The sequence below is a fragment of the Naasia sp. SYSU D00948 genome (assembly GCF_017916515.1).
Lineage (GTDB): Bacteria > Actinomycetota > Actinomycetes > Actinomycetales > Microbacteriaceae > Naasia.
The window spans coordinates 2,628,044-2,646,502 of record NZ_JAFMTA010000001.1 but is presented as its reverse complement, the minus strand read 5'-3'; the positions used below and the strand labels follow the sequence as shown (position 1 = coordinate 2,646,502).

Sequence of the window (18,459 nt, the reverse complement as noted above, 5' to 3'; positions counted from 1 at the left end):
AGTTCCCTACGGTGGGCACGGGAGCGCAGGATCGTGGGAACTGGTCTCCTGACACCTGCGGCTAGGGCGCTACACGAAGCCGAGCGTCTTCCGCTCCGGTCGCCGGCCGATCGCCGCGGGCGTCCAGACGAGACCGTACTTCGCCACGGTGGGCGCACCCAGCGGTCCCACCTGCTGCAGCTCGGTGACGGGAATGCTCAGCGGCGAGAACGCCGAGCCCGCGCACTCGTACGTGACCGCGGGAACGGAGTGCCACGGGTTGCCGCAGATGCCTGCAGCGTCCCGGTGCTTGGACAAGCAGGAGGGGCAGACGTAGCGCTCCCACCAGTCCTGCAGGACCTGCGTCGTCATCTGGTTCAGATCGTTCATCGTGGCCTCGTCGCCTGCTCTCGGAAGCAGTGTGACGGCAGCCACCGACATCGGGCCGACGCCACGCGGACCGGTGGAAGGACCCGGACCGGAGGTGGCGGAAGAACAGGGATAACAGGCTGTCGGCAACGGCGAGCAGAACGACCGATCTGCGGCCTCCCAGTCCAAAGTCCTTGCCAAAGGGGCTGGTGAAGGGCCAGGTTGGGCTCGGGTCGCCACACTGACGTGGCGTGCCCAAGGAGGTCACCGTGCGCCCGACTCGGCTCGTCCACCGTCTGCTCGCCAGCGCTGCCGCTCTCGGCATCGCGGCGACCGGACTCGTCGCCGTGGGCGCATCCCCGGCGTCCGCCCAGTCCTGCCCTCCGCCGGCGACGGACTTCATTCGGACCGCGCCCGCGACCTCCCCCCGGACTGTCGCGCTCACCCTCGACGACGGGCCGGGTCCCTTCCTGCCGCAGATCCTGAAGATCCTGCGGCAGTACAACGTCCGCGCGACGTTCTTCGACGTGGGCCGCCAGGACGCCCGCTATCCCGGCATGACCCGCGCCATCGTGTCGGACGGGCACCTCCTCGCGAACCACTCGTGGGACCACGCCTACCCATCGGCGGTGCGGGGCGGCTGGACGGTGTCGTACCTCGTCGACCAGATCTACCGGACGTCCGCACAGCACATCGAGCTGACCGGACAGACCTCGTGCTACTTCCGGCCGCCCGGCGGCTACACGACCAACGTCCTGGCCGCGATGCCGCGAACGGGCACCTCAGCCGTGCTGTGGAGCGTCGACACCATGGACTACCAGCAGCCCGGCTACTACTCGCAGGCGGCGGTCGACGCGATCGTGTCCCGTGCCACCAACATCGGCGGTCAGGCGCACCCGGTCATCCTTCTCCACGACGCCCCGGCGTACCGGGGGAACACGGTCGCGGCGCTGCCGCGGATCATCGAGTGGTACCGCGCCAACGGGTACGTGTTCGTGGGAATGGACGGCGGCAGCGGCCTGCGCGGCTTCAACACGGATTTCAGCGGCGACCAGCTCGGCGACGTTCTCGCCACGCGCCCCGACGGCACCCTGTGGGCCTACCTCGGCAACGGTGCCGGCGGCTGGATGGGTCAGCCGCTCGTGGGCAGCGGATGGCAGATCGCCGACAGCATGTTCTTCGGCGTGAACTTCTCGGGCAACGGCCATCCGGCACTGCTCTACCGCAAGAGCGCCGACGGCTCCTTGTGGATGTACTCGACCAACGGCGCGGGCGGATGGGCCGGCAACCAGCAGATCGGCACCGGCTGGGACATCTTCTCGACCATCTTCTCGCCGGGCGACTTCACGAGCGACGGGGTCTCCGATGTCATGGCCCTCCGGCGGTCCGACGGCACCCTCTGGCTCTACGCGGGCGCCGGCAACGGGCGGTTCTTCGCCCCCCAGCAGGTCGGCGCCGGGTTCACCGGCTACCGGCACATCCTGGAAGCCGGCGACTTCGACGGCGACGGGTACCGGGATGTCTTCGGAGTGACCGCGGGCGGCGCGCTGGTGCTGTTCTCCGGCAACGGATTCGGGGGCTGGCGGTCGCAGCGGCAGGTCGGCGCCGGCTGGCAGAACTTCACCCAGGTCTTCTCCGCGGGCGACTTCTCGGGCGACGGCTACCCGGACGTCCTGGCGGCGCGTCCCGACGGCACGCTGTGGGAGTACGCCGGGAACGGCACCGGCGGCTGGGCCGGTCAGTACCTCATCGGCACCGGCTGGAACGCCCTCACCCTCGTCACCGGCGTCGGCTGAACGGCCGGGTTCCGTCGCATCCGGTCGCGATTCCGAGTGCTGAGAGTCGGCGTCAGCGCCCCCGGCGGCGGCGGGCGGTCCAGGCGAGGTACGTGCTCATGGTGGCGAGCATCCCCATCCCGGCCCCCATCAGCGGTCCCTGCCAGGAGTGCCACCGCGATGGGTTGGCGGCGATCAGCTGCCCGATCCCCCGGACCAGCGCGCTCGCGATCACGGCCACCACCAGCCGCTGCCCGACGCGCTCCATCCGGCCCACGAGGGGCTCCAGCTCCTCGGCTCGGAGGTGCACATCGAGCCCACCCGAGTCGAGGATCTCCCGGACCCGCCGCATCTGCTCGGGGAGGTCGGCCACGACGTCGATCAGCTCGGCCCGGGCTCCGGTCACCCGCCGCATCAGCGAGCGGACGGAGAGTCGCTGAGCCGCGAGCCGTCGTGCGTAGGGGCCCAGCACGGCGCCGAGCTGGAAGTCCGGGTCGAGCTGGACCCCGATTCCCTCGACGGTGGTGACCATCTTGACCAGGAGCGCGACCTGAGGGGGAAGGCGGAGGCGGTGCCGCCGGAGCACCGTGAGCACCTCGAGGGTCAGCCTCCCCACGGACACCTCGCCGATCGACCGCCCGCGGTACAGCTCGATGACGGGGACGAGGTCGGCCGCGAGCGCGGTCGGGTCGGGTGAGCGGGGAACGACCGCCAGCCGCAGGAGCGCGGTCGCGAGCCGTCGGGGATCCTGCCGGACGAGCGCGAGGAGCACGATCGCGAGGCGGTCGCGCAGCTCGTCGTCGAGCTCGCCCACCATCCCGAAGTCGATGAGCCCGATGCGCTGGTCCGCCTCGATGAAGAGGTTGCCGGGGTGCGGGTCGGCGTGGAAGAAGCCGTCCTCGAAGACCATCTCCGCCGCGAGCTCCGCGGCCCGCTCGGCGATGCGCCGGGGCTGCACCCCCGCCGCCCGCAGAGCGGCGACGTCGTTGACGCTGATGCCCCGGATCCGCTCCAGGGTGAGCACGCGCGCCGTGCTCGTCTCCCAGAACACCTTGGGGATGTGCAGGTCGGGCTCGTCCTCGAAGTTCCGGGCGAAGCGCTCGGCGTTCCGCCCTTCCCGCACGTAGTCGAGCTCCGCCCGGAGATTCTCGGCGAACTCCGCGACGATGCCCGGGAGGTCGTAGTCCGCCGCCATGCGCCAGGCGCGGTCCGCCCGCTTGGCGAGAGTCTGCATGATCTCGAGGTCCTGCTCGATCTGCTCGAGCACGCCGGGCCGACGCACCTTCACGACCACCTCCGTCCCGTCGTCGAGCCGGGCGGCGTGCGCCTGCCCGATCGACGCGCTGGCGAGGGGGGTGAGGTCGAAGAAAGCGAACACCTCCTCGGGAGGACGGCCGAGCTCGTCGGCCAGCAGCTCCCGCACGACGTCGCCGGGGACCTGGGGAGCGGAGTCCTGGAGCTTCGCCAGCTCCTCGATGTACTGGGGAGGAAGGAGCTCCGGGCGGGTCGAGAGGATCTGGCCCAGCTTGATGAACGTGGGCCCCAGCTCCTCGAGGGCGAGACGCAGGTGCTCGGGGTCGGTGTGCCGCCGCTGCCCGTCCTGGGATCCTGCTCGCAAGCCGAGGGCGGGGAAGCGGCGATCGAGGCCGGACACGGCGAGGAGGAAGCCGAGACTGTGGCGCGCGAGGATCTCCGCGATCTGGCGGTAACGGTCCCCGTGGCCTCTCACGCGCCGCTGCTTTCCCGCATGCCCTCATCATCCTGGGCGGATCAGCGGTGCGGCAACGACGGACGGCAGCCGAGGCACGGGCGCGCCGGTTCTGCGTGCTGCGGCCCCGCCTGCAGGACAGTGAACGAAGGCCCTTGACCCCCACGGTGGACGGGCGGTTGCCTACTGGTAGCCGACCGCCGGCGCTGAGACGAGGAGACGAACGATGGTACGCAACCTGACGAGGCTGAATCCCTTCGACGGCCTGATGGGGGTCGGGCGACAGTTCTTCGAGGACGGGATCATGGGCTCCGTCCGAGCGCTCAAGCTGCCGACCACCGACGTGTACACCGAGGAGGACAGGCGCCTCGTCGTGGAGGCGCACCTCGGGGACTTCGAGGAGCAGGACATCTCGGTGGACCTCGACAAGAACGTGCTCGTGATCCAGGCCGAGCGGCACGAGCGCGAGGAGGACAAGAAGAAGAAGTACATCGTCCGCGAGAGCAGCACGAGCTTCTACCGGAGGGTCGCTCTGCCCGAGCAGGCCGACGAGAGCGCCATCGAGGCGCGCTTCGAGAACGGCGTGCTCAAGGTGACCGTGCCGTTCCGCGAGATGCCGTCGCCGACGCGGATCCCGCTCGGCGGCACGGCCTCCGCAGGCGCCGGCGCGACCGCAGGGTCCGGCGCGGCTGCCGCGTCCGGGGCGGCCGCTGCGTCGGGCGGTACGGACAGCGCGGAGTCCTCGCCCGGCACCGGGACGGGCGCACCTCCGGTGCCCGACGCCCACGGGGGCGGCACCGGCGGGTGACCCGCAACGGCGCGTCGCCGGATCCGAGCACAAAGTCCTTGCCAAGTGCCGGTGGCAGGGCCAGATTGGGCACGGGTCGTCGCGCTGACGCGGCGGCAAGGAGGTCACCGTGGACCCACGTCGGCTCGTGCACCGCCTGCTCGTCGGCACCGCGACCCTGACCGTCGCGCTGACCGGCCTCACGGTGGTGAATCCCTCCCCGGCCGCGGCACAGGTGTGCCCGCCACCGGCGACCGGCTTCCTCTCGAGCGCCCCCGCGACCGCTCCCCGCACCGTTGCGCTCACCTTCGACGACGGGCCCGGTCCGTTCCTGCCGCAGATCCTGAAGATCCTGCGGCAGTACAACGTCCGGGCCACGTTCTTCGACACGGGCGCCCACGACGCGACCTATCCCGGCATGACCCGGCAGATCGCGTCGGACGGGCACGTTCTCGGCAACCACACGTGGGACCACAACTACCCGTCCCAGGTCCCGGGCGGTTGGACCGTTCCCTACCTCGTCGATCAGATCTACCGGACGGCGGCTCAGGACATCGCCCTGACCGGTCAGACGACGTGCTACTTCCGGCCTCCGGGCGGCTTCACGGACAACGTCCTGGCGACGATGCAGCACACCGGCACGTCGGCCGTGCTGTGGAGCATCGACACCCTCGACTGGCAGCAGCCCCCGTACTTCTCGCAGGCCGCCGTGGACGCGATCGTCAGCCGCGCCACGAACGTCGGCGGACAGGCCCACCCCATCGTGCTGATGCACGACGCGAAGGCCAGCCACGAGCCGGACTCCCAGGTCACCCGGTTCCGGGCGAACACCGTGGCGGCGCTGCCGCGGATCATCGAGTGGTACCGCGCCAACGGGTATGTCTTCGTCGGCATGGACGGCGGCAGCGGCCTGCGCGGCTTCAACACCGACTTCAACGGCGACCAGCTCGGCGACGTCCTGGCCACCCGCCCCGACGGCTCCCTCTGGGCCTACCTCGGCAACGGAGCCGGCGGCTGGCTGGGCCAGCCACTGGTCGGCAGCGGATGGCAGATCGCCGATGCCATGTACTTCGCCGTGAACTTCTCGGGCAACGGCCATCCGGCACTGCTGTACCGCAAGAGCTCCGACGGCTCCCTGTGGATGTACTCGACCAACGGCGCCGGCGGATGGGCGAGCAACCGGCAGGTCGGGACGGGATGGAACATCTTCTCCACGATCTTCTCGCCGGGCGACTTCACGAGCGATGGGATCTCGGACACCATCGGCCTCCGAGCCTCGGACGGCACGCTGTGGCTGTACCCGGGCGCCGGCAACGGCACCTGGGCCGCTCCCCAGCAGATCGGCGCCGGGTTCACCGGCTACCGGCACATCCTGGGCGCCGGGGACTTCGACGGCGACGGGTACCCCGATGTCCTCGGGGTGACCGCGAGCGGCGCGCTGATGCTCTTCTCCGGCAACGGCTTCGGGGGCTGGCGGTCGCAGCAGCAGGTGGGCGCCGGCTGGCAGAACTTCACCGATGTCCTCTCCGCCGGCGACTTCTCCGGCGACGGCTACCCCGACGTCCTGGCGGCACGCCCGGACGGGACGCTCTGGGAGTACGCGGGCAACGGAACGGGCGGATGGGCCGGCCAGTTCCAGATCGGGGGCGGGTGGAACGCCCTCACCCTTCTCGCCGGGGTGGGGTGACGCGACGGCGGAGCAGGCACCTTCGCCGTGTGGCCGGACGGACTTCGGTTGCCTGTGCAATGAGGGGCCTTCGTCGGGCAACGCTGAGGCCCCCGGCTGGGGCCAGGAAATCGACCGCTGTGGAAGGGAAGCCGACTCGCGGAAGCTCGTACATCGCCGGGCGGAGCCTGGGTAGCGCCACCCGATCGTCGCCCCCGTCGCACTCTGACTGACAGATTTGGTGTGACTGATCGCGGTCCAGCCCGGCCAGCCCGCAGCGACGCGGTCCGCCCGCAATGCCGTGATCAGTCACAGCGTTAGGTCGGAGGCGCAGTCATGGAAGCACAATCCACCTCGCAGACCAGGTTCAGAATCAGGAGCACGCTGAGCTGGTCGATCCACCTGAAACGACTCTGAGGCTGCTGTCACAGCCATGGTCGTTCTCCTGACTGCCGACGCGTATGGGGATGCAAATCGACCTCGATGGTTCCGCCCCCGCGCGGGGGAAGCGATTCGGTCGCCCTGGGAAACGAGCGGGCGCGGCAGCACTCCGTCCCGACCACGCCCTCCGAGAAGTTAGGAGGCACCGTCGCCATGGACGACCTCTCGGAACCAGCGCTCCGACCGCACTCTGATGAGTTCGGGGTCCTTCGGCACCCATCGCCGCAGCTCGTCGTCCTCCATCGCGATCGTTAGGGCTCGTCTCAAATCGCCGTCCGAAGCAGAGTTGGGCGTCTGCACCCAATAGCACAGCAAGTAGTAGCCCTAACCCGGGGGGAGAAGGGGCTTCTGAACTGTTACTCCGTCCCTCCCCAAATCTGGGGGCGCGCCTGAAACTTCTCGGGCGACGGCTACCCCGAAGTCCTGGCCGCAAGCCCGGACGGGACGCTCTGGGAGTACGCGGGCAACGGAACGGGCGGCTGGGCCGGCCATTCTCAGATCGGGGCCGGGTGGAACGCCCTCACCCTTCTCGCCGGCGTGGGGGGAGGGCGACGGCTCGGGATCCGCGTAGAAGTGCATCTCGGCCGCAGGTTCGATTCGTCCTTGAGAGTCGGGCCGGTTAGCAACGCCCGCGGCCAAGGCACTTGCAGTCTCTACTCCTTGCGAAGGCGTTGCTCGAATTCCTCAATGGGAGGGGGCGGGCACACGGAGTCGGGGAAGTTCAAAGGGCGTTCTACCAATGTGTCGCGCCGATAGCACACTGCCTCAACATCCGGCAGCTCTTTCCCGACAGCGCGGACCGACGAGTCGATGAAGCTGCTCCCCCACAAGCGGCCTCCGTCGATCATCACGACCACCTCGTCGAATTCCGCTCCGACCACCGTCGTATCTCGCAACGTGATCACTTCGTAGTCGCTTCCAAGCTCTGGTGTTCCGAGGAACCTCGTCCCGATCATGGAACTTCCGAGAAAGTCCGCTCGCCCGAAACTGCTTCGACCAAAGAAGGCGTCGTCGAGCGTGGCTTGCGCTAATAGGGCGCCTCGCAGATCGGTGCCACCGAAGGACGCCCCTGTAAGGTCAGCACCGATGAAATTGGCGCCGACAAGGACGGCGGAGTCGAACCGGGCATGCCGCAGGTCGCTCCCATAGAAGTCCGCGTCAGTCAGGTCAGCCCTGCTGAAGTCCGCGCCCCGTAGTTGCAGCCCGCTCAACTCCTGTCCGCGCAGATCCAGCCCGGCGAAGGGCCGCGGTCGATCGGAATCGGCAGTTGCATGCTCCCGCACAAACTGCAGATTCGCGATCCGGAGTTCCCGTTCCGATCTTTGGTCGTCCAACACTTTCTGCATCAGGGTGGTCGGGACCGAGATCGCCGCCCCCACCAGCAGCGCCACGAGAAGGTCACGGAACCACCATGGAGGGTCACGCCAGAATTTGGACTGCCCCTCTCCAACGATTGGCGTTGCGAGAGGGTCCACACCCCCGTTCGAAAGGACACCGCGGCGTCTCGCGGCCGACATGGCGGGATGCTAGCCCCGTCACCGAAGCAGGTCTACCACCGTCGTCCCGAACAGACCTGTTCTCGATATGGAGAACTTCGCCGACGTTGGTCGGGATCGGAGTCCCGGCTGCCGGCGACAGGGTAGGGACGTGAGCCTCGAACGGCGGGCAGACGCGACGGGTCATAACGCACGGAGCACATCGGATTCCGGGCGCCCGGGGACAGGGGCCCCCGCCGCGGCCGGCTGTGGAAGTCCATGCACCCGCCATGCAGTTCTGCGGCTGCAGACGTGCCCAGGCCTGCCTGCCGGCCCTCGGCCCCTGGACTGCCCGGCTATGGAAGCAATAGCGTGCGCGGATGAGCTCGACTGCAGCCTCCTCGTCGAGTCGTGCCCCCGAGCAGGACGCATGAGCACCGCGGAGGCGAGCGCCAATCAGCGGATCCGCACGCCGGATCAACGGCTCCGGGTGTTCGTCAGCTCGACCCTCCAGGAGCTGGCACCCGAGCGCAAGGCCGCGAGACGCGCGATCGAGCGCCTCTCCGCTGCGCCGGTGATGTTCGAGCTCGGGGCCCGCCCCCATCCGCCACGCTCGCTGTACCGGGCCTACCTGGAGCAGAGCGACATCTTCGTGGGCATCTATTGGGAGAAGTACGGCTGGGTCGCGCCAGGCGAGAGCGTCTCCGGATTAGAGGACGAGTACAACCTCGCACCGACGACGATGCCGAAGCTCATCTACGTCAAGGCGTCCGACGCCGGACGCGATCCCGCCCTCGTCACGCTCCTCGGCCGCATCCGCGCCGACGACACCGCGTCGTACAAGCCCTTCACCGACGCCAGAGAACTGGGCCGTCTGCTCGTGAGCGATCTCGCCGTGCTCCTGGCGGAACGCTTCGACGACAGCCGCGCTCCCCGCGCCGATCCTCCCGGGGAGGCGGAGGCGATCAGGGCCGGGGCGGGCGGCCTCGGCACGCGACGGGACTCCCTCCCCGCACCCCTGTCTCGGCTGCTCGGGCGGGAGCAGGACATCGCACGCGTCACGGAGCTGCTCTCGTCCCCCGATGTTCGGCTCGTCACCCTCACGGGGCCCGGAGGTGTCGGCAAGACCCGGCTGGCGATCGAAGCGGCACGAACCGTAGGCCGTACGCGGGACGAGGACGTCGTCTTCGTCCCGCTGGCCGCCGTCGAGGATCCAGCGCTGGTCGTGCCGGCCATCGGGAGGGCGCTCGGGATCGTGGACACCGGCGACGCCCCCCTCGAGCAGCGGCTCACGCTCGCGTTCCGAGGACGACCGGTGCTCCTCGTCCTCGACAACTTCGAGCAGGTCCTCCCGGCCGCTCCCCTCGTCTCCAACCTGCTGGAGAGCGTCGCCTGGCTCAAGGTGATCGTCACAAGCCGCGTCCTCCTGAGAGTCGACGGGGAGCACGGCTACAGCGTGCCGCCACTCGAGCTCCCGGTCGCGACCGGCGCTTCTCAGAACGCCGAGCGGCGGCTCGCCCCGTCGGTCGAGCTGTTCTTCGAGCGGGCCCGATCGGTGAAGCCGGACCTGGACGCCTCCGAGGAGAACGTCCGAGCTGCCGAGTCCATCGTCGCGACATTGGAGGGACTGCCTCTCGCGATCGAGCTCGCCGCATCGCGGACCCGGCTCCTCACGCCGCCGACCCTGCTCGAGCGGCTGGATCGGCAGCTGCCGGTGCTCGTGGGCGGGAGACGGGACGCACCGGCGCGCCAGCAGACGGTCCGCGACACCATCGAGTGGAGCACGCGGCTGCTGAGTCCCCCGCAGCAGGAGCTGCTGTGGCGATTGGGCGTCTTCGCCGGACGGTTCTCGCTGGAGGCGGTCGAGGCCGTCGCAGAGCAGGAGCCGTTCGAGGTCCTCGAGCTCCTCGAAGGGCTCGTCGATGCGAGCCTCGTGCGCCAGCACGAGCGCGAGGGCCGCACCTACTTCCAGCTGCTCGCCACGGTCCGGGAGTACGCGCTCGACCGACTGCAGGAGCACGGGGACCTTCTCCACGTCCGCGCCCGCCACGCCGAGTTCTACCAGCGATGGGGTACCACGACGAGCATGAGCCTTCGGGACGTGCGCCAGAAGACGGCCCGGGCCCGACTCACGGCCGAGCTCGACAACCTCCGCCTCGCGGAGCGATACCTGCTCGACGCGCACAGGTGGAACGAGGCGGCGGAGCTGATCTGGGCACCCTGGCTGCTCTGGGTCCTGACGGGAACGACCGGGGAGGCCCTCGGCTGGTCCGCCGAGCTGCTCGCGGCGGGCGACGAACTGCCCCCGTTCGCCAGGGCGGTCGCCCTCGCCTATCCGAACTTCCGCCTCTTCTGGGAGGAGGCGACGCCGGCGATCATCGACAGCCTCCATCGAAGCGCGCAGCTCTTCGACGAACTGGGCAGAAGCTTCGACATGGCATGGGTCTCCGTGCACCTCACCTTCGCCTGCAGCCTTCTGGTCCCACCAGACGAGGATGGGGCATGGGCGGCTCTCGCCTGCGCTGATGCGGGATTCTCGGCGTCCGGAAGCCCGTGGGGCGACTGTCAGCGCCTGTCCGCCGAGGGCCTGGTCCTGATGGTGAAGCAGGACATCCCTTCGGCTGTCGAGCGATTCGAGGCTTCGCTGGCTGTAGCCCAAGAGCTCGAGGACGCCATCTCGGAGACGCTGGCCTACGTCTTCCTCGGCTGGTGCAGCGTTCAGACGGGCGATGTCGAAGCGGCCGAGAGGCTTTTCGACCGGGTGTTGAGCATCTCCCTCCGCATCGATGATCAGGTCGGCATCGTCTGGGGGCTGGAGGGGGCGTTCGCAGCGACGACCCTTCGCGACGAGGGCGAACGCTGCGGCCTGCTGCTCGGCGCGGCTGAAGCAGCGCGAGAGCGGATCGGGATGGCACCTTCTGTCGAGGACCCCAACCACCGCGCCATGGCGGAGCGCTTTCTCGCCGGAGCCCAGGCCGAGGACTTCGAGAATGCGCGTCGGCGTGGATACCGACTACCGGTCGACGAGGCGATCGCTGTAGCACTGGACGTGCTGAGGTCCTCGAACGGCCGCTGAACCAGCCAGCCGGCGCGCTCGCGGCGCTGGCGATCGCGGTGGCCGTCGCGCCGCTGAGGCGGCAGAGGAAGAAAGCCCCTGATCTCTCAGGGGCTTTCGGTGGTGGGCGATACTGGGTTCGAACCAGTGACCTCTTCCGTGTCAGGGAAGCGCGCTACCGCTGCGCCAATCGCCCAGGTCTTGCGGATCAGGCTCCGCGGCCGAGGTGGAGACGGGATTCGAACCCGCGTATACGGCTTTGCAGGCCGCTGCCTCGCCTCTCGGCCACTCCACCGTACGTGGATCTCGAAAGAAGTCCCACTCGAGCGGATGACGAGATTCGAACTCGCGACCCTCACCTTGGCAAGGTGATGCGCTACCACTGCGCCACATCCGCATTTCGCGTCCGCCTCAACGGCCGCCTGACGACTCTAACCGATGCCGCCGCCGCTCGCCAAACCGCCGCGCGCTGTGCGACGACGCCCCGAGCGGTGGGCCGACGGGATGGCTCGGCCACCCCTCGGGGTATGGCAAGATTGTCGGGCACGGGCGATTGGCGCAGTTGGTAGCGCGCTTCCTTCACACGGAAGAGGTCATCAGTTCGAGTCTGGTATCGCCCACCACGACGTCCGTCCGCCTGCGAACTCAGCGCATGCTCGCCACCTTGTTGTCCATCACGGCGAGCGGCAGATAGTCCTCGGCGCCGAACTTCTTGTCCTGGCCCCTGTTGGTGGTCTGCTTGTAGGCGACGCAGACCAGCTGGTCGTCGTTGAGGTCGTCGTTCTCGCTGATCGCGTCGATGAGGAACCCGATCGGGTCCGGCCCGGGGATCGCCCGGAGGTCCACCATGTGGGCCGCCTCCTCCACCGTCACCAGCTCCATGCTCGCGGGGCAGGTCCCCGAACGCACGGCCGCCGTGGTCGGCGAGGCTGCCGCGAGTGAGGACCCGACGATGACGGCCGCACCTGCCGCCAGGACCGACTTCCGAAGCATGATCCTGCTCCCTTCTCCATCGAAGAGGCGCCGTGAGCGCCACCGCGGAGGTTACGCCGGCGTTCCGGGGACCACCAGGGGCGGAAAGCCGTGCTCGACACGACCGGAGCGGCATCTGGGCCGGCGGTCCCGCCGGCGTGCAGTATCCGCGATGCGCACGGGAGGTCCACGTGGGACCTTGGTCCCATCCGTACCGGACGTCCCTCCCGAATGCTTGCTGTAGGGGTACGACCTCGCAGGGGTGCGAGCTCGACGGGGGCGGCCCTGGTCCGCGCTTCCCTTCCCCCGACAGGACGGCGATGTCCCAGCCCGATTCCCTCCTCCGCCCGACCATCGCCCGCGGTTCCCTCACCGCGGTCCAGCTGTCCGACCGGGAGTGGCGCATCAGTGACGATCGCCTCCCGGCGGACGACGGCCGCTCCGTCATCGGCTTCGTCGCCCGGACCCCCGGCGGGTTCGAGGTGGTGGAGCTCGGCGACCCGGTGAGCTACTGGATGGCGCCGAGCCTCGAGGCGGCGTTCGACAAGCTCGCCGAGAGCGCCTCCCGGCAGCCCGGCCGGGTCACCTACCTGTCCTCCTACCGGCGCCGCAGGGCCGGCGTCCCGCACGCCGTCTAGGGCGCTACGCCCCGGGCGACTCCGGCCCGATCGCCTCGGTATCCGGCACGTTCTGCGGTTCGTCCCACACCTTGACGATCGCCCAGGCGACCGCGGCGATCGGCACCGACAGGATCGCGCCGATGATGCCGCCGAGGATGGTGCCCGCGGTCAGGGCGAGCAGGATCACGAGCGGGTGGAGCTTCAGCGACTGCCCCATGACGAGCGGCTGGAGCAGGTCGCCCTCCAGCTGGTTCACGGCGATCACGACCCCGACCACGATGAGGGCGACGACCGGGCCGTTCGCGATGAGGGCCACGAGCGCGGCGAGGATGCCGGCCACCGTGGCGCCGACGATCGGGATGAACGCGCCGAGGAACACGATGACCGTGAGCGGCAGCGCGAGGGGCACCTGCATGATGAACAGGGCGGCGCCGATCGCCACCGCGTCCACCAGCGCCACGATGGCCGTGCCCCGGACGTAGCCGCCGAGCACCCGCAGGCCCGTCTGCCCGATCCGCTCTCCGCGCGCCTCCCGCACGGGGTTGAGCGGGCGGAGGAAGAACCGCCAGATCTTCTCGCCGTCCTTCAGGAAGAAGAACAGCACGACGATGAGCAGGAACATCCCGGCGACGACCTCGGTGACCACCGAGACGCCGCCGAGCGCCCGTGAGCCGAACTCGGCGCTGGTGACGTAGTCGACCAGCTGCTCGCGGAAGTTCCCGAGCTGCTCCGCGTCGATCGGGACGTTCAAGTCGGCGAGCAGCTGCTGCAGCTCGGCGAAGCCCTCGGAGGCGGAGGTCACGAGAGTCCTCCACTGACGCTGCACCGCGTACCCGACGAGCGTCAGCAGCAGCGCGAGCAGGAACAGGGTGCCGAGCAGCGTGATCCACGCCGCGAGCGTCCTCGGCACGCCATGCCGCACGAGCCAGCCGACGACGGGGGCGAAGGCGGCACCCAGGATGATCGCGAGAAGGACCGGGATGACCACGACCTTGAGCTGGAGCAGACCCCAGATCACGGCGACGGTGAGGATCAGCACGAGCAGGATCTGGCCGCTCCGCAGAGCGACCCGCCCCAGCCGGTCGGTCAGCATGGGAAGGAGTCGGCTCGGGTCAGGGTTCCGCTGGATGCCCATGAGGGGGACCCTATTCGGAGGCCCCCTCCCCCGCTCTACGCCTTGACCTGGACACGCATCCATGCGGTCGCCGTGCATCGGCACGCCGGTGCAGCACGGCCGGATGGTTGCAAGGCGGGGGCCGGGCCGGAGCGTCAGTCCGGGGTGCCGGGCCGAACCGCTGCGGTGTCCGCGACCTCGACGCGGGTGAAGCCGTCCTCGGTCTCCGTGACCTCGACCCGAGGCGCGGCGGAGGTCTCGGCGTCCGAGCCCTCGCGGCTCGGCTTGTCCCCCGGCGCGCTCGTCAGCTGATCGCGGCGCTTCCGCTCGAAGTCCTCGTCCGTCACCTGGCACCTCCTGTCGTCAGGCTAGCGCCGTCGCCTCCGCTCTCGGGCAGACAGCGAAGGGGCGCCGCCTTCCGGCGACGCCCCTCCTGATTGGACCTGTCAGATGCGGACCGAGGCCGGCTCGCGCTCGTCGAGGAGGTAGGCCTCCTCGCCGTGCACGACCGTGTCGATGCCGGCCAGCTCGTCCTCGTTCTTGACCCGGAAGCCCATCGTCTTCTCGATCGCGAAGCCGATCAGGAAGGCCAGGACGAAGGAGTAGATGAGGACCGAGAAGGCACCGACCGCCTGGGCGGCGAGCTGCGCGAACGAGCCGGAGTAGATGAGGCCGGTGTTGTTCGCGAAGAAGCCCAGGTAGAGGGTTCCGATGATGCCGCCGACGAGGTGGATGCCCACGACGTCGAGGCTGTCGTCGAAGCCGAGGCGCCACTTGAGGTCGATCGCGAGGGCGCAGACGACACCGGCGACGACACCGAGGATGATCGCCCAGAACGGCGTCAGCGAGGCGCAGGCCGGGGTGATCGCGACGAGACCCGCCACCGCGCCGGACGCGGCGCCGACCGAGGTGGCCTTGCCGTCCTTGATCTTCTCGACGACGAGCCAGCCGAGCAGGGCGGCGGCGGGAGCGGCGAGCGTGTTGATCCAGGCGAGCGCGGCGATGCCGTCGGCGGCGACCTCGGAGCCGGCGTTGAAGCCGAACCAGCCGAACCACAGGAGGCCGGCACCGAGGAGGACGAACGGCACGTTGTGCGGGCGGTTGATGCCCTTGGCGAAGCCGACGCGCTTGCCGAGGACGAGGGCGAGGGCGAGGGCCGCGGCGCCGGCGTTGATGTGGACCGCGGTTCCACCGGCGAAGTCGATGACGCCGACGCCGAAGACCTGCTGCAGGCCGTAGACGATCCAGCCGCCGTCGACCAGGCCCTCCTCACCGAGGGTGAAGTTGAACACCCAGTTGGCGACGGGGAAGTAGACGACGGTCGCCCAGATGCCGGCGAAGATCATCCAGGCGCCGAAGCGGGCCCGGTCGGCGATGGCGCCGGAGATCAGGGCCACCGTGAGGATCGCGAAGGTCGCCTGGAAGCCGGCGAAGGCGAGGACCGGGAAGTTGCCCGCCGGCTCGCTGGCGTCCGCGAGCAGCCCGTTCAGGCCGAGGTTCGCCCAGTCGATGCCGAACGAGCCGTCGATGCCGAAGAAGCTGTCGGTGCCGGCGTTGCTGAAGGCGATCGCATAGCCGTAGAGGACCCAGAGCACTCCGATCAGGCCGATCGCGCCGAAGCTCATCATCATCATGCTGACGACGCTCTTGGCCTTGACCAGGCCGCCGTAGAAGAACGCCAGCCCAGGGGTCATCAGCAGCACGAGTGCCGCCGCAATGAGTACGAAGGCGGTGTTGCCCTGATCCATCTGCTACCTCTCTTGTTTCTGCGAAGGTCTGCCCGCTGGCGCGCCGACTCGGGTGGCGCGCAGGGGACCTGCCTCGGGTACGGCCTCATTGTTGTGGCTCGAGGTTTCACCGGATGGAGAGGCGTGTTTCGCGACCGTTACACGAGAGCCGCTTCTGTAAACAGTGGGTTTCGGAGAGCTGGGGCTCTACTCCGAACCTTCCGTCAGGGCGATCAGACGGGACATCGCCCTCAGGTACTTCTTGCGGTAGCCGCCGGCGAGCATGTCCTCGCCGAACACCTGGTCGAGGGGCGTCCCGCTCGCCACGATGCGCACCTGGGCGTCGTAGAGCCGGTCGACGAGCGCGACGAAGCGGAGGGCGTCGGTCTGGCCGGACAGCGGCGCGACCTCCTCGAAGCCCGCGACGGAGAGACCCTCGACGAGCTTGATGTAGCGGGACGGGTGCACCTGCGCGAGGTGCGCGATGACGTCCGGGAAGCGGTCCAGCGTCCATTCGCCGCCGTCGGCGAGGGCGGCGGCACGCGCGGCGACCTCGCCGGCCGGCACCGTGACGGCGGTGCCCTCGACGTGCCGGCGCCGGTAGTCGAGTCCGTCGATGCGCGTCACGTCGAAGTTCGCCGCCATCGAGTGGATCTCGCGCAGGAAGTCGGACGCCGCGAACCGGCCCTCGCCCAGGGCGTTGGGCGGCGTGTTCGAGGTGGCGGCGATCCGGGTGCCGGAGGCCACGAGCTCGCCCAGGAGTCGCGTCATCACCATGGTGTCGCCCGGGTCGTCGAGCTCGAACTCGTCGATCGCGACGAGGCTCGACCCGCTCAGCAGGTGCACCGTGTCCCGGTAGCCGATCGCCCCCACGAGCGCCGTGTACTCGATGAACGTGCCGAAGTAGCGGGGCGAGGGCGCGAGGTGCCAGAGCGCGGCGAGGAGGTGCGTCTTGCCGACGCCGAAGCCTCCGTCGAGGTAGACACCGGGCTTGCCGGGCTGCACCTTCTTCTGCCGCCGGAACCATCCACCGCCGGTGCGCGGCGACCACGCGGCCGCGAAGCGGCGCATCGTGTCGAGCGCCTGGGCCTGCGACGGATAGTCGGGGTCCGGCCGGTAGTTCTCGAGCGTGGCGTGCTCGAACTGGCGCGGCGGGACCAGGTACGCGGCCATCTCCGAGCCCGAGAGCCGCGGGGAGCGGGTGACCAGGCTTCCGGGATTCACGGCAACGGTCACGGGCCCACCCTGCGTCGAAGCGATGTGTCGAACTCTTACCCGCCGTGCTCCGGGACGGAGCTGCTGGCGTAGATTCGAGTGTGCTCGCGCGCACAGCGCGACCGGAACCAGCTTAGACCGCGGCTGCGCGCCGACCAGCGCCCCGCACCGGAGAGGACCCCATGCCCGTCGCCGCAGATCCGGCCCCGCAGTTCCGCGACTACGCGCATCCCGAGCGTCTGGTCAGCACCGACTGGCTGGCGGAGAACCTCGGCACCCCGGGCCTCGTGGTGGTCGAGTCCGACGAGGACGTGCTGCTCTACGAGACGGGCCACATCCCCGGCGCGGTCAAGATCGACTGGCACACCGAGCTCAACGACCCGGTGAATCGCGACTACGTCGACGGGAACGGGTTCGCGGCTCTCGCCTCGTCCAAGGGCATCGCCCGCGACAGCACCGTCGTGATCTACGGCGACAAGAGCAACTGGTGGGCCGCCTACGCGCTGTGGGTGTTCACGCTGTTCGGCCACGAGGACGTGCGACTGCTCGACGGCGGGCGCGCCAAGTGGGAGGCCGAGGGCCGGCCGTTCACCACCGACGCACCCTCCCCCGCCCCCACCGACTACCCGGTCGTCGAGCGCGACGACCGCAGGGTCCGTGCGTTCCGGGACGACGTGCTGGCATCGCTCGGACAGGTCCCCCTGATCGACGTCCGCAGCCCCGAGGAGTACTCGGGCCTGCGGACCACCGCGCCCGCCTATCCGGAGGAGAGCGCCCTCCGCGCCGGCCACATCCCGACCGCGAAGAACGTGCCCTGGGTGCGCGCCGCGGCCGACGACGGCACGTTCAAGCCGAAGCAGGACCTCGAGTCCATCTACCGGGGCGAGGTCGGCCTGTCCGAGGGCGACGACATCATCGCCTACTGCCGCATCGGCGAGCGGTCGAGCCACACGTGGTTCGTGCTGCATCACCTGCTCGGCTTCGACAAGGTCCGCAACTACGACGGCTCGTGGACCGAGTGGGGCAGCGCAGTCCGCGTGCCGATCACCAAGGGCACCGAGCCCGGCTCCGTCTGAGCAGGAGGGTCGCCGGGCACTCCTCGGCGGGGTGAGAGAATCGGGGGCATGCCCGCGCTGCCCCCCTCCCTCACCGAGATCCGCGACGAGTTCCTCGCGCTCGATCTCAAGGAACGGCTGCAGCTGCTCCTCGAGTTCGCCAACGAGCTCCCGCCCCTGCCGGACCACCTGAAGGACCGCGACGACCTGTTCGAGCGCGTGATCGAGTGCCAGGCGCCCGTGTTCATCGACCTCGAGGTCGAGGACGGCGCGGTCCGGATGCATGCCACGGCACCGCGCGAGGCGCCCACGACGCGCGGGTTCGCCTCGATCCTGGTGCAGGGCCTCAGCGGGCTGTCGGCTCAGGACGTCCTCGCCGTGCCCGGCGACTACCCGCACCTGCTCGGGCTCGACGAGGCGGTCTCCCCGCTGCGAGTGCGCGGGATGAGCGGGATGCTCGCGCGCGCCAAGCGCCAGGTCGCGGAGAAGACGGCGGCCTGA

General features: G+C 69.5%; 15 protein-coding genes and 4 tRNA genes. 8 read left to right on the top strand and 11 right to left on the bottom strand.

From position 1 onward, the window contains the following. Positions 1-69: 69 nt before the first annotated feature. Complete coding sequence (locus tag J3P30_RS12385; protein ID WP_210481322.1) at positions 70-369, bottom strand: hypothetical protein; 300 nt, start codon at positions 367-369, stop codon at positions 70-72. A gap of 230 nt (positions 370-599) precedes the next feature. Between J3P30_RS12385 and J3P30_RS12380 the strand changes: the two genes are divergently transcribed. After that, entirely contained in the window at positions 600-2,144 is a 1,545-nt protein-coding gene (locus tag J3P30_RS12380; RefSeq protein ID WP_210481321.1) for a polysaccharide deacetylase family protein, read from the top strand. Between the two features lie 52 nt (positions 2,145-2,196). Here J3P30_RS12380 and J3P30_RS12375 read toward each other — a convergent pair whose 3' ends face one another. Then, the gene (locus J3P30_RS12375) at positions 2,197-3,852 is read right to left on the bottom strand and encodes an AarF/ABC1/UbiB kinase family protein (RefSeq protein WP_210481320.1); all 1,656 of its coding nucleotides are present in this window, start codon (positions 3,850-3,852) and stop codon (positions 2,197-2,199) included. A gap of 205 nt (positions 3,853-4,057) precedes the next feature. On the opposite strand from J3P30_RS12375, the gene J3P30_RS12370 reads away from it, so the two are divergent. After that, the gene (locus J3P30_RS12370) at positions 4,058-4,639 is read left to right on the top strand and encodes an Hsp20/alpha crystallin family protein (protein ID WP_210481319.1); all 582 of its coding nucleotides are present in this window, start codon (positions 4,058-4,060) and stop codon (positions 4,637-4,639) included. A 109-nt stretch (positions 4,640-4,748) separates the two neighbouring features. Continuing rightward, entirely contained in the window at positions 4,749-6,305 is a 1,557-nt protein-coding gene (locus J3P30_RS12365) for a polysaccharide deacetylase family protein (protein WP_210481318.1), read from the top strand. A 1,073-nt stretch (positions 6,306-7,378) separates the two neighbouring features. On the opposite strand, the gene J3P30_RS12360 is transcribed toward J3P30_RS12365, so the two are convergent. After that, positions 7,379-8,116 (bottom strand): pentapeptide repeat-containing protein, encoded by a 738-nt coding sequence (locus J3P30_RS12360; protein WP_210481317.1) that lies wholly within the window; start codon positions 8,114-8,116, stop codon positions 7,379-7,381. Positions 8,117-8,630: 514 nt separating this feature from the next. Here J3P30_RS12360 and J3P30_RS12355 point away from each other — a divergent pair. After that, entirely contained in the window at positions 8,631-11,276 is a 2,646-nt protein-coding gene (locus J3P30_RS12355; RefSeq protein WP_210481316.1) for a DUF4062 domain-containing protein, read from the top strand. A 100-nt stretch (positions 11,277-11,376) separates the two neighbouring features. On the opposite strand, the gene J3P30_RS12350 is transcribed toward J3P30_RS12355, so the two are convergent. From J3P30_RS12350 to J3P30_RS12340, 3 genes are all read right to left on the bottom strand, one after another. Further along, positions 11,377-11,451: transfer RNA gene (locus J3P30_RS12350), tRNA-Val, on the bottom strand. Between the two features lie 28 nt (positions 11,452-11,479). Next, positions 11,480-11,550 (bottom strand) — tRNA-Cys (locus J3P30_RS12345). 30 nt (positions 11,551-11,580) lie between these two features. Further along, positions 11,581-11,652: transfer RNA gene (locus J3P30_RS12340), tRNA-Gly, on the bottom strand. Between the two features lie 150 nt (positions 11,653-11,802). Between J3P30_RS12340 and J3P30_RS12335 the strand changes: the two genes are divergently transcribed. Beyond that, a tRNA-Val gene (locus J3P30_RS12335) sits at positions 11,803-11,878 on the top strand. Positions 11,879-11,900: 22 nt separating this feature from the next. Here the strand turns inward: J3P30_RS12335 and J3P30_RS12330 are convergent. Beyond that, positions 11,901-12,248 carry a hypothetical protein gene (locus J3P30_RS12330; RefSeq protein WP_210481315.1) on the bottom strand — a complete coding sequence of 116 codons (348 nt, stop codon included), beginning with the start codon at positions 12,246-12,248 and terminating at the stop codon, positions 11,901-11,903. 299 nt (positions 12,249-12,547) lie between these two features. Here J3P30_RS12330 and J3P30_RS12325 point away from each other — a divergent pair, with 299 nt between their 5' ends. Continuing rightward, positions 12,548-12,865, top strand: a complete 318-nt coding sequence (locus tag J3P30_RS12325; RefSeq protein WP_210481314.1) for a hypothetical protein — start codon at positions 12,548-12,550, stop codon at positions 12,863-12,865. 4 nt (positions 12,866-12,869) lie between these two features. On the opposite strand, the gene J3P30_RS12320 is transcribed toward J3P30_RS12325, so the two are convergent. The 4 genes from J3P30_RS12320 to zapE all read right to left on the bottom strand — a co-directional run bounded on the left by J3P30_RS12320 (position 12,870) and on the right by zapE (position 16,924). Next, on the bottom strand, positions 12,870-13,982 hold the full coding sequence (locus J3P30_RS12320; protein ID WP_210481313.1) for an AI-2E family transporter: 1,113 nt from the start codon (positions 13,980-13,982) through the stop codon (positions 12,870-12,872). A gap of 134 nt (positions 13,983-14,116) precedes the next feature. After that, positions 14,117-14,308: a hypothetical protein gene (locus J3P30_RS12315; protein WP_210481312.1), complete on the bottom strand. Its 192-nt coding sequence runs from the start codon at positions 14,306-14,308 to the stop codon at positions 14,117-14,119. Between the two features lie 99 nt (positions 14,309-14,407). After that, a complete protein-coding gene (locus tag J3P30_RS12310) occupies positions 14,408-15,709 on the bottom strand; it encodes an ammonium transporter (RefSeq protein ID WP_210481311.1) in 1,302 nt (433 codons plus the stop codon). 186 nt (positions 15,710-15,895) lie between these two features. Then, positions 15,896-16,924: a cell division protein ZapE gene (zapE, locus tag J3P30_RS12305; RefSeq protein WP_307807495.1), complete on the bottom strand. Its 1,029-nt coding sequence runs from the start codon at positions 16,922-16,924 to the stop codon at positions 15,896-15,898. Between the two features lie 161 nt (positions 16,925-17,085). Here zapE and J3P30_RS12300 point away from each other — a divergent pair, with 161 nt between their 5' ends. Together J3P30_RS12300 and J3P30_RS12295 are read left to right on the top strand one after the other, a co-directional pair. Further along, positions 17,086-17,979: a sulfurtransferase gene (locus J3P30_RS12300; RefSeq protein WP_210481310.1), complete on the top strand. Its 894-nt coding sequence runs from the start codon at positions 17,086-17,088 to the stop codon at positions 17,977-17,979. Between the two features lie 48 nt (positions 17,980-18,027). Continuing rightward, positions 18,028-18,459 (top strand): SufE family protein, encoded by a 432-nt coding sequence (locus J3P30_RS12295; RefSeq protein WP_210481309.1) that lies wholly within the window; start codon positions 18,028-18,030, stop codon positions 18,457-18,459.

Coding starts and splice junctions, on each gene's coding strand:
- J3P30_RS12385 (WP_210481322.1), bottom strand. CDS start 369: ATGAACGATCTGAACCAGATGACGACGCAGGTCCTGCAGGACTGGTGG.
- J3P30_RS12370 (WP_210481319.1), top strand. CDS start 4,058: ATGGTACGCAACCTGACGAGGCTGAATCCCTTCGACGGCCTGATGGGG.
- J3P30_RS12355 (WP_210481316.1), top strand. CDS start 8,631: ATGAGCACCGCGGAGGCGAGCGCCAATCAGCGGATCCGCACGCCGGAT.
- J3P30_RS12330 (WP_210481315.1), bottom strand. CDS start 12,248: ATGCTTCGGAAGTCGGTCCTGGCGGCAGGTGCGGCCGTCATCGTCGGG.
- J3P30_RS12325 (WP_210481314.1), top strand. CDS start 12,548: ATGTCCCAGCCCGATTCCCTCCTCCGCCCGACCATCGCCCGCGGTTCC.
- J3P30_RS12320 (WP_210481313.1), bottom strand. CDS start 13,982: ATGGGCATCCAGCGGAACCCTGACCCGAGCCGACTCCTTCCCATGCTG.
- J3P30_RS12310 (WP_210481311.1), bottom strand. CDS start 15,709: ATGGATCAGGGCAACACCGCCTTCGTACTCATTGCGGCGGCACTCGTG.
- J3P30_RS12300 (WP_210481310.1), top strand. CDS start 17,086: ATGCCCGTCGCCGCAGATCCGGCCCCGCAGTTCCGCGACTACGCGCAT.
- J3P30_RS12295 (WP_210481309.1), top strand. CDS start 18,028: ATGCCCGCGCTGCCCCCCTCCCTCACCGAGATCCGCGACGAGTTCCTC.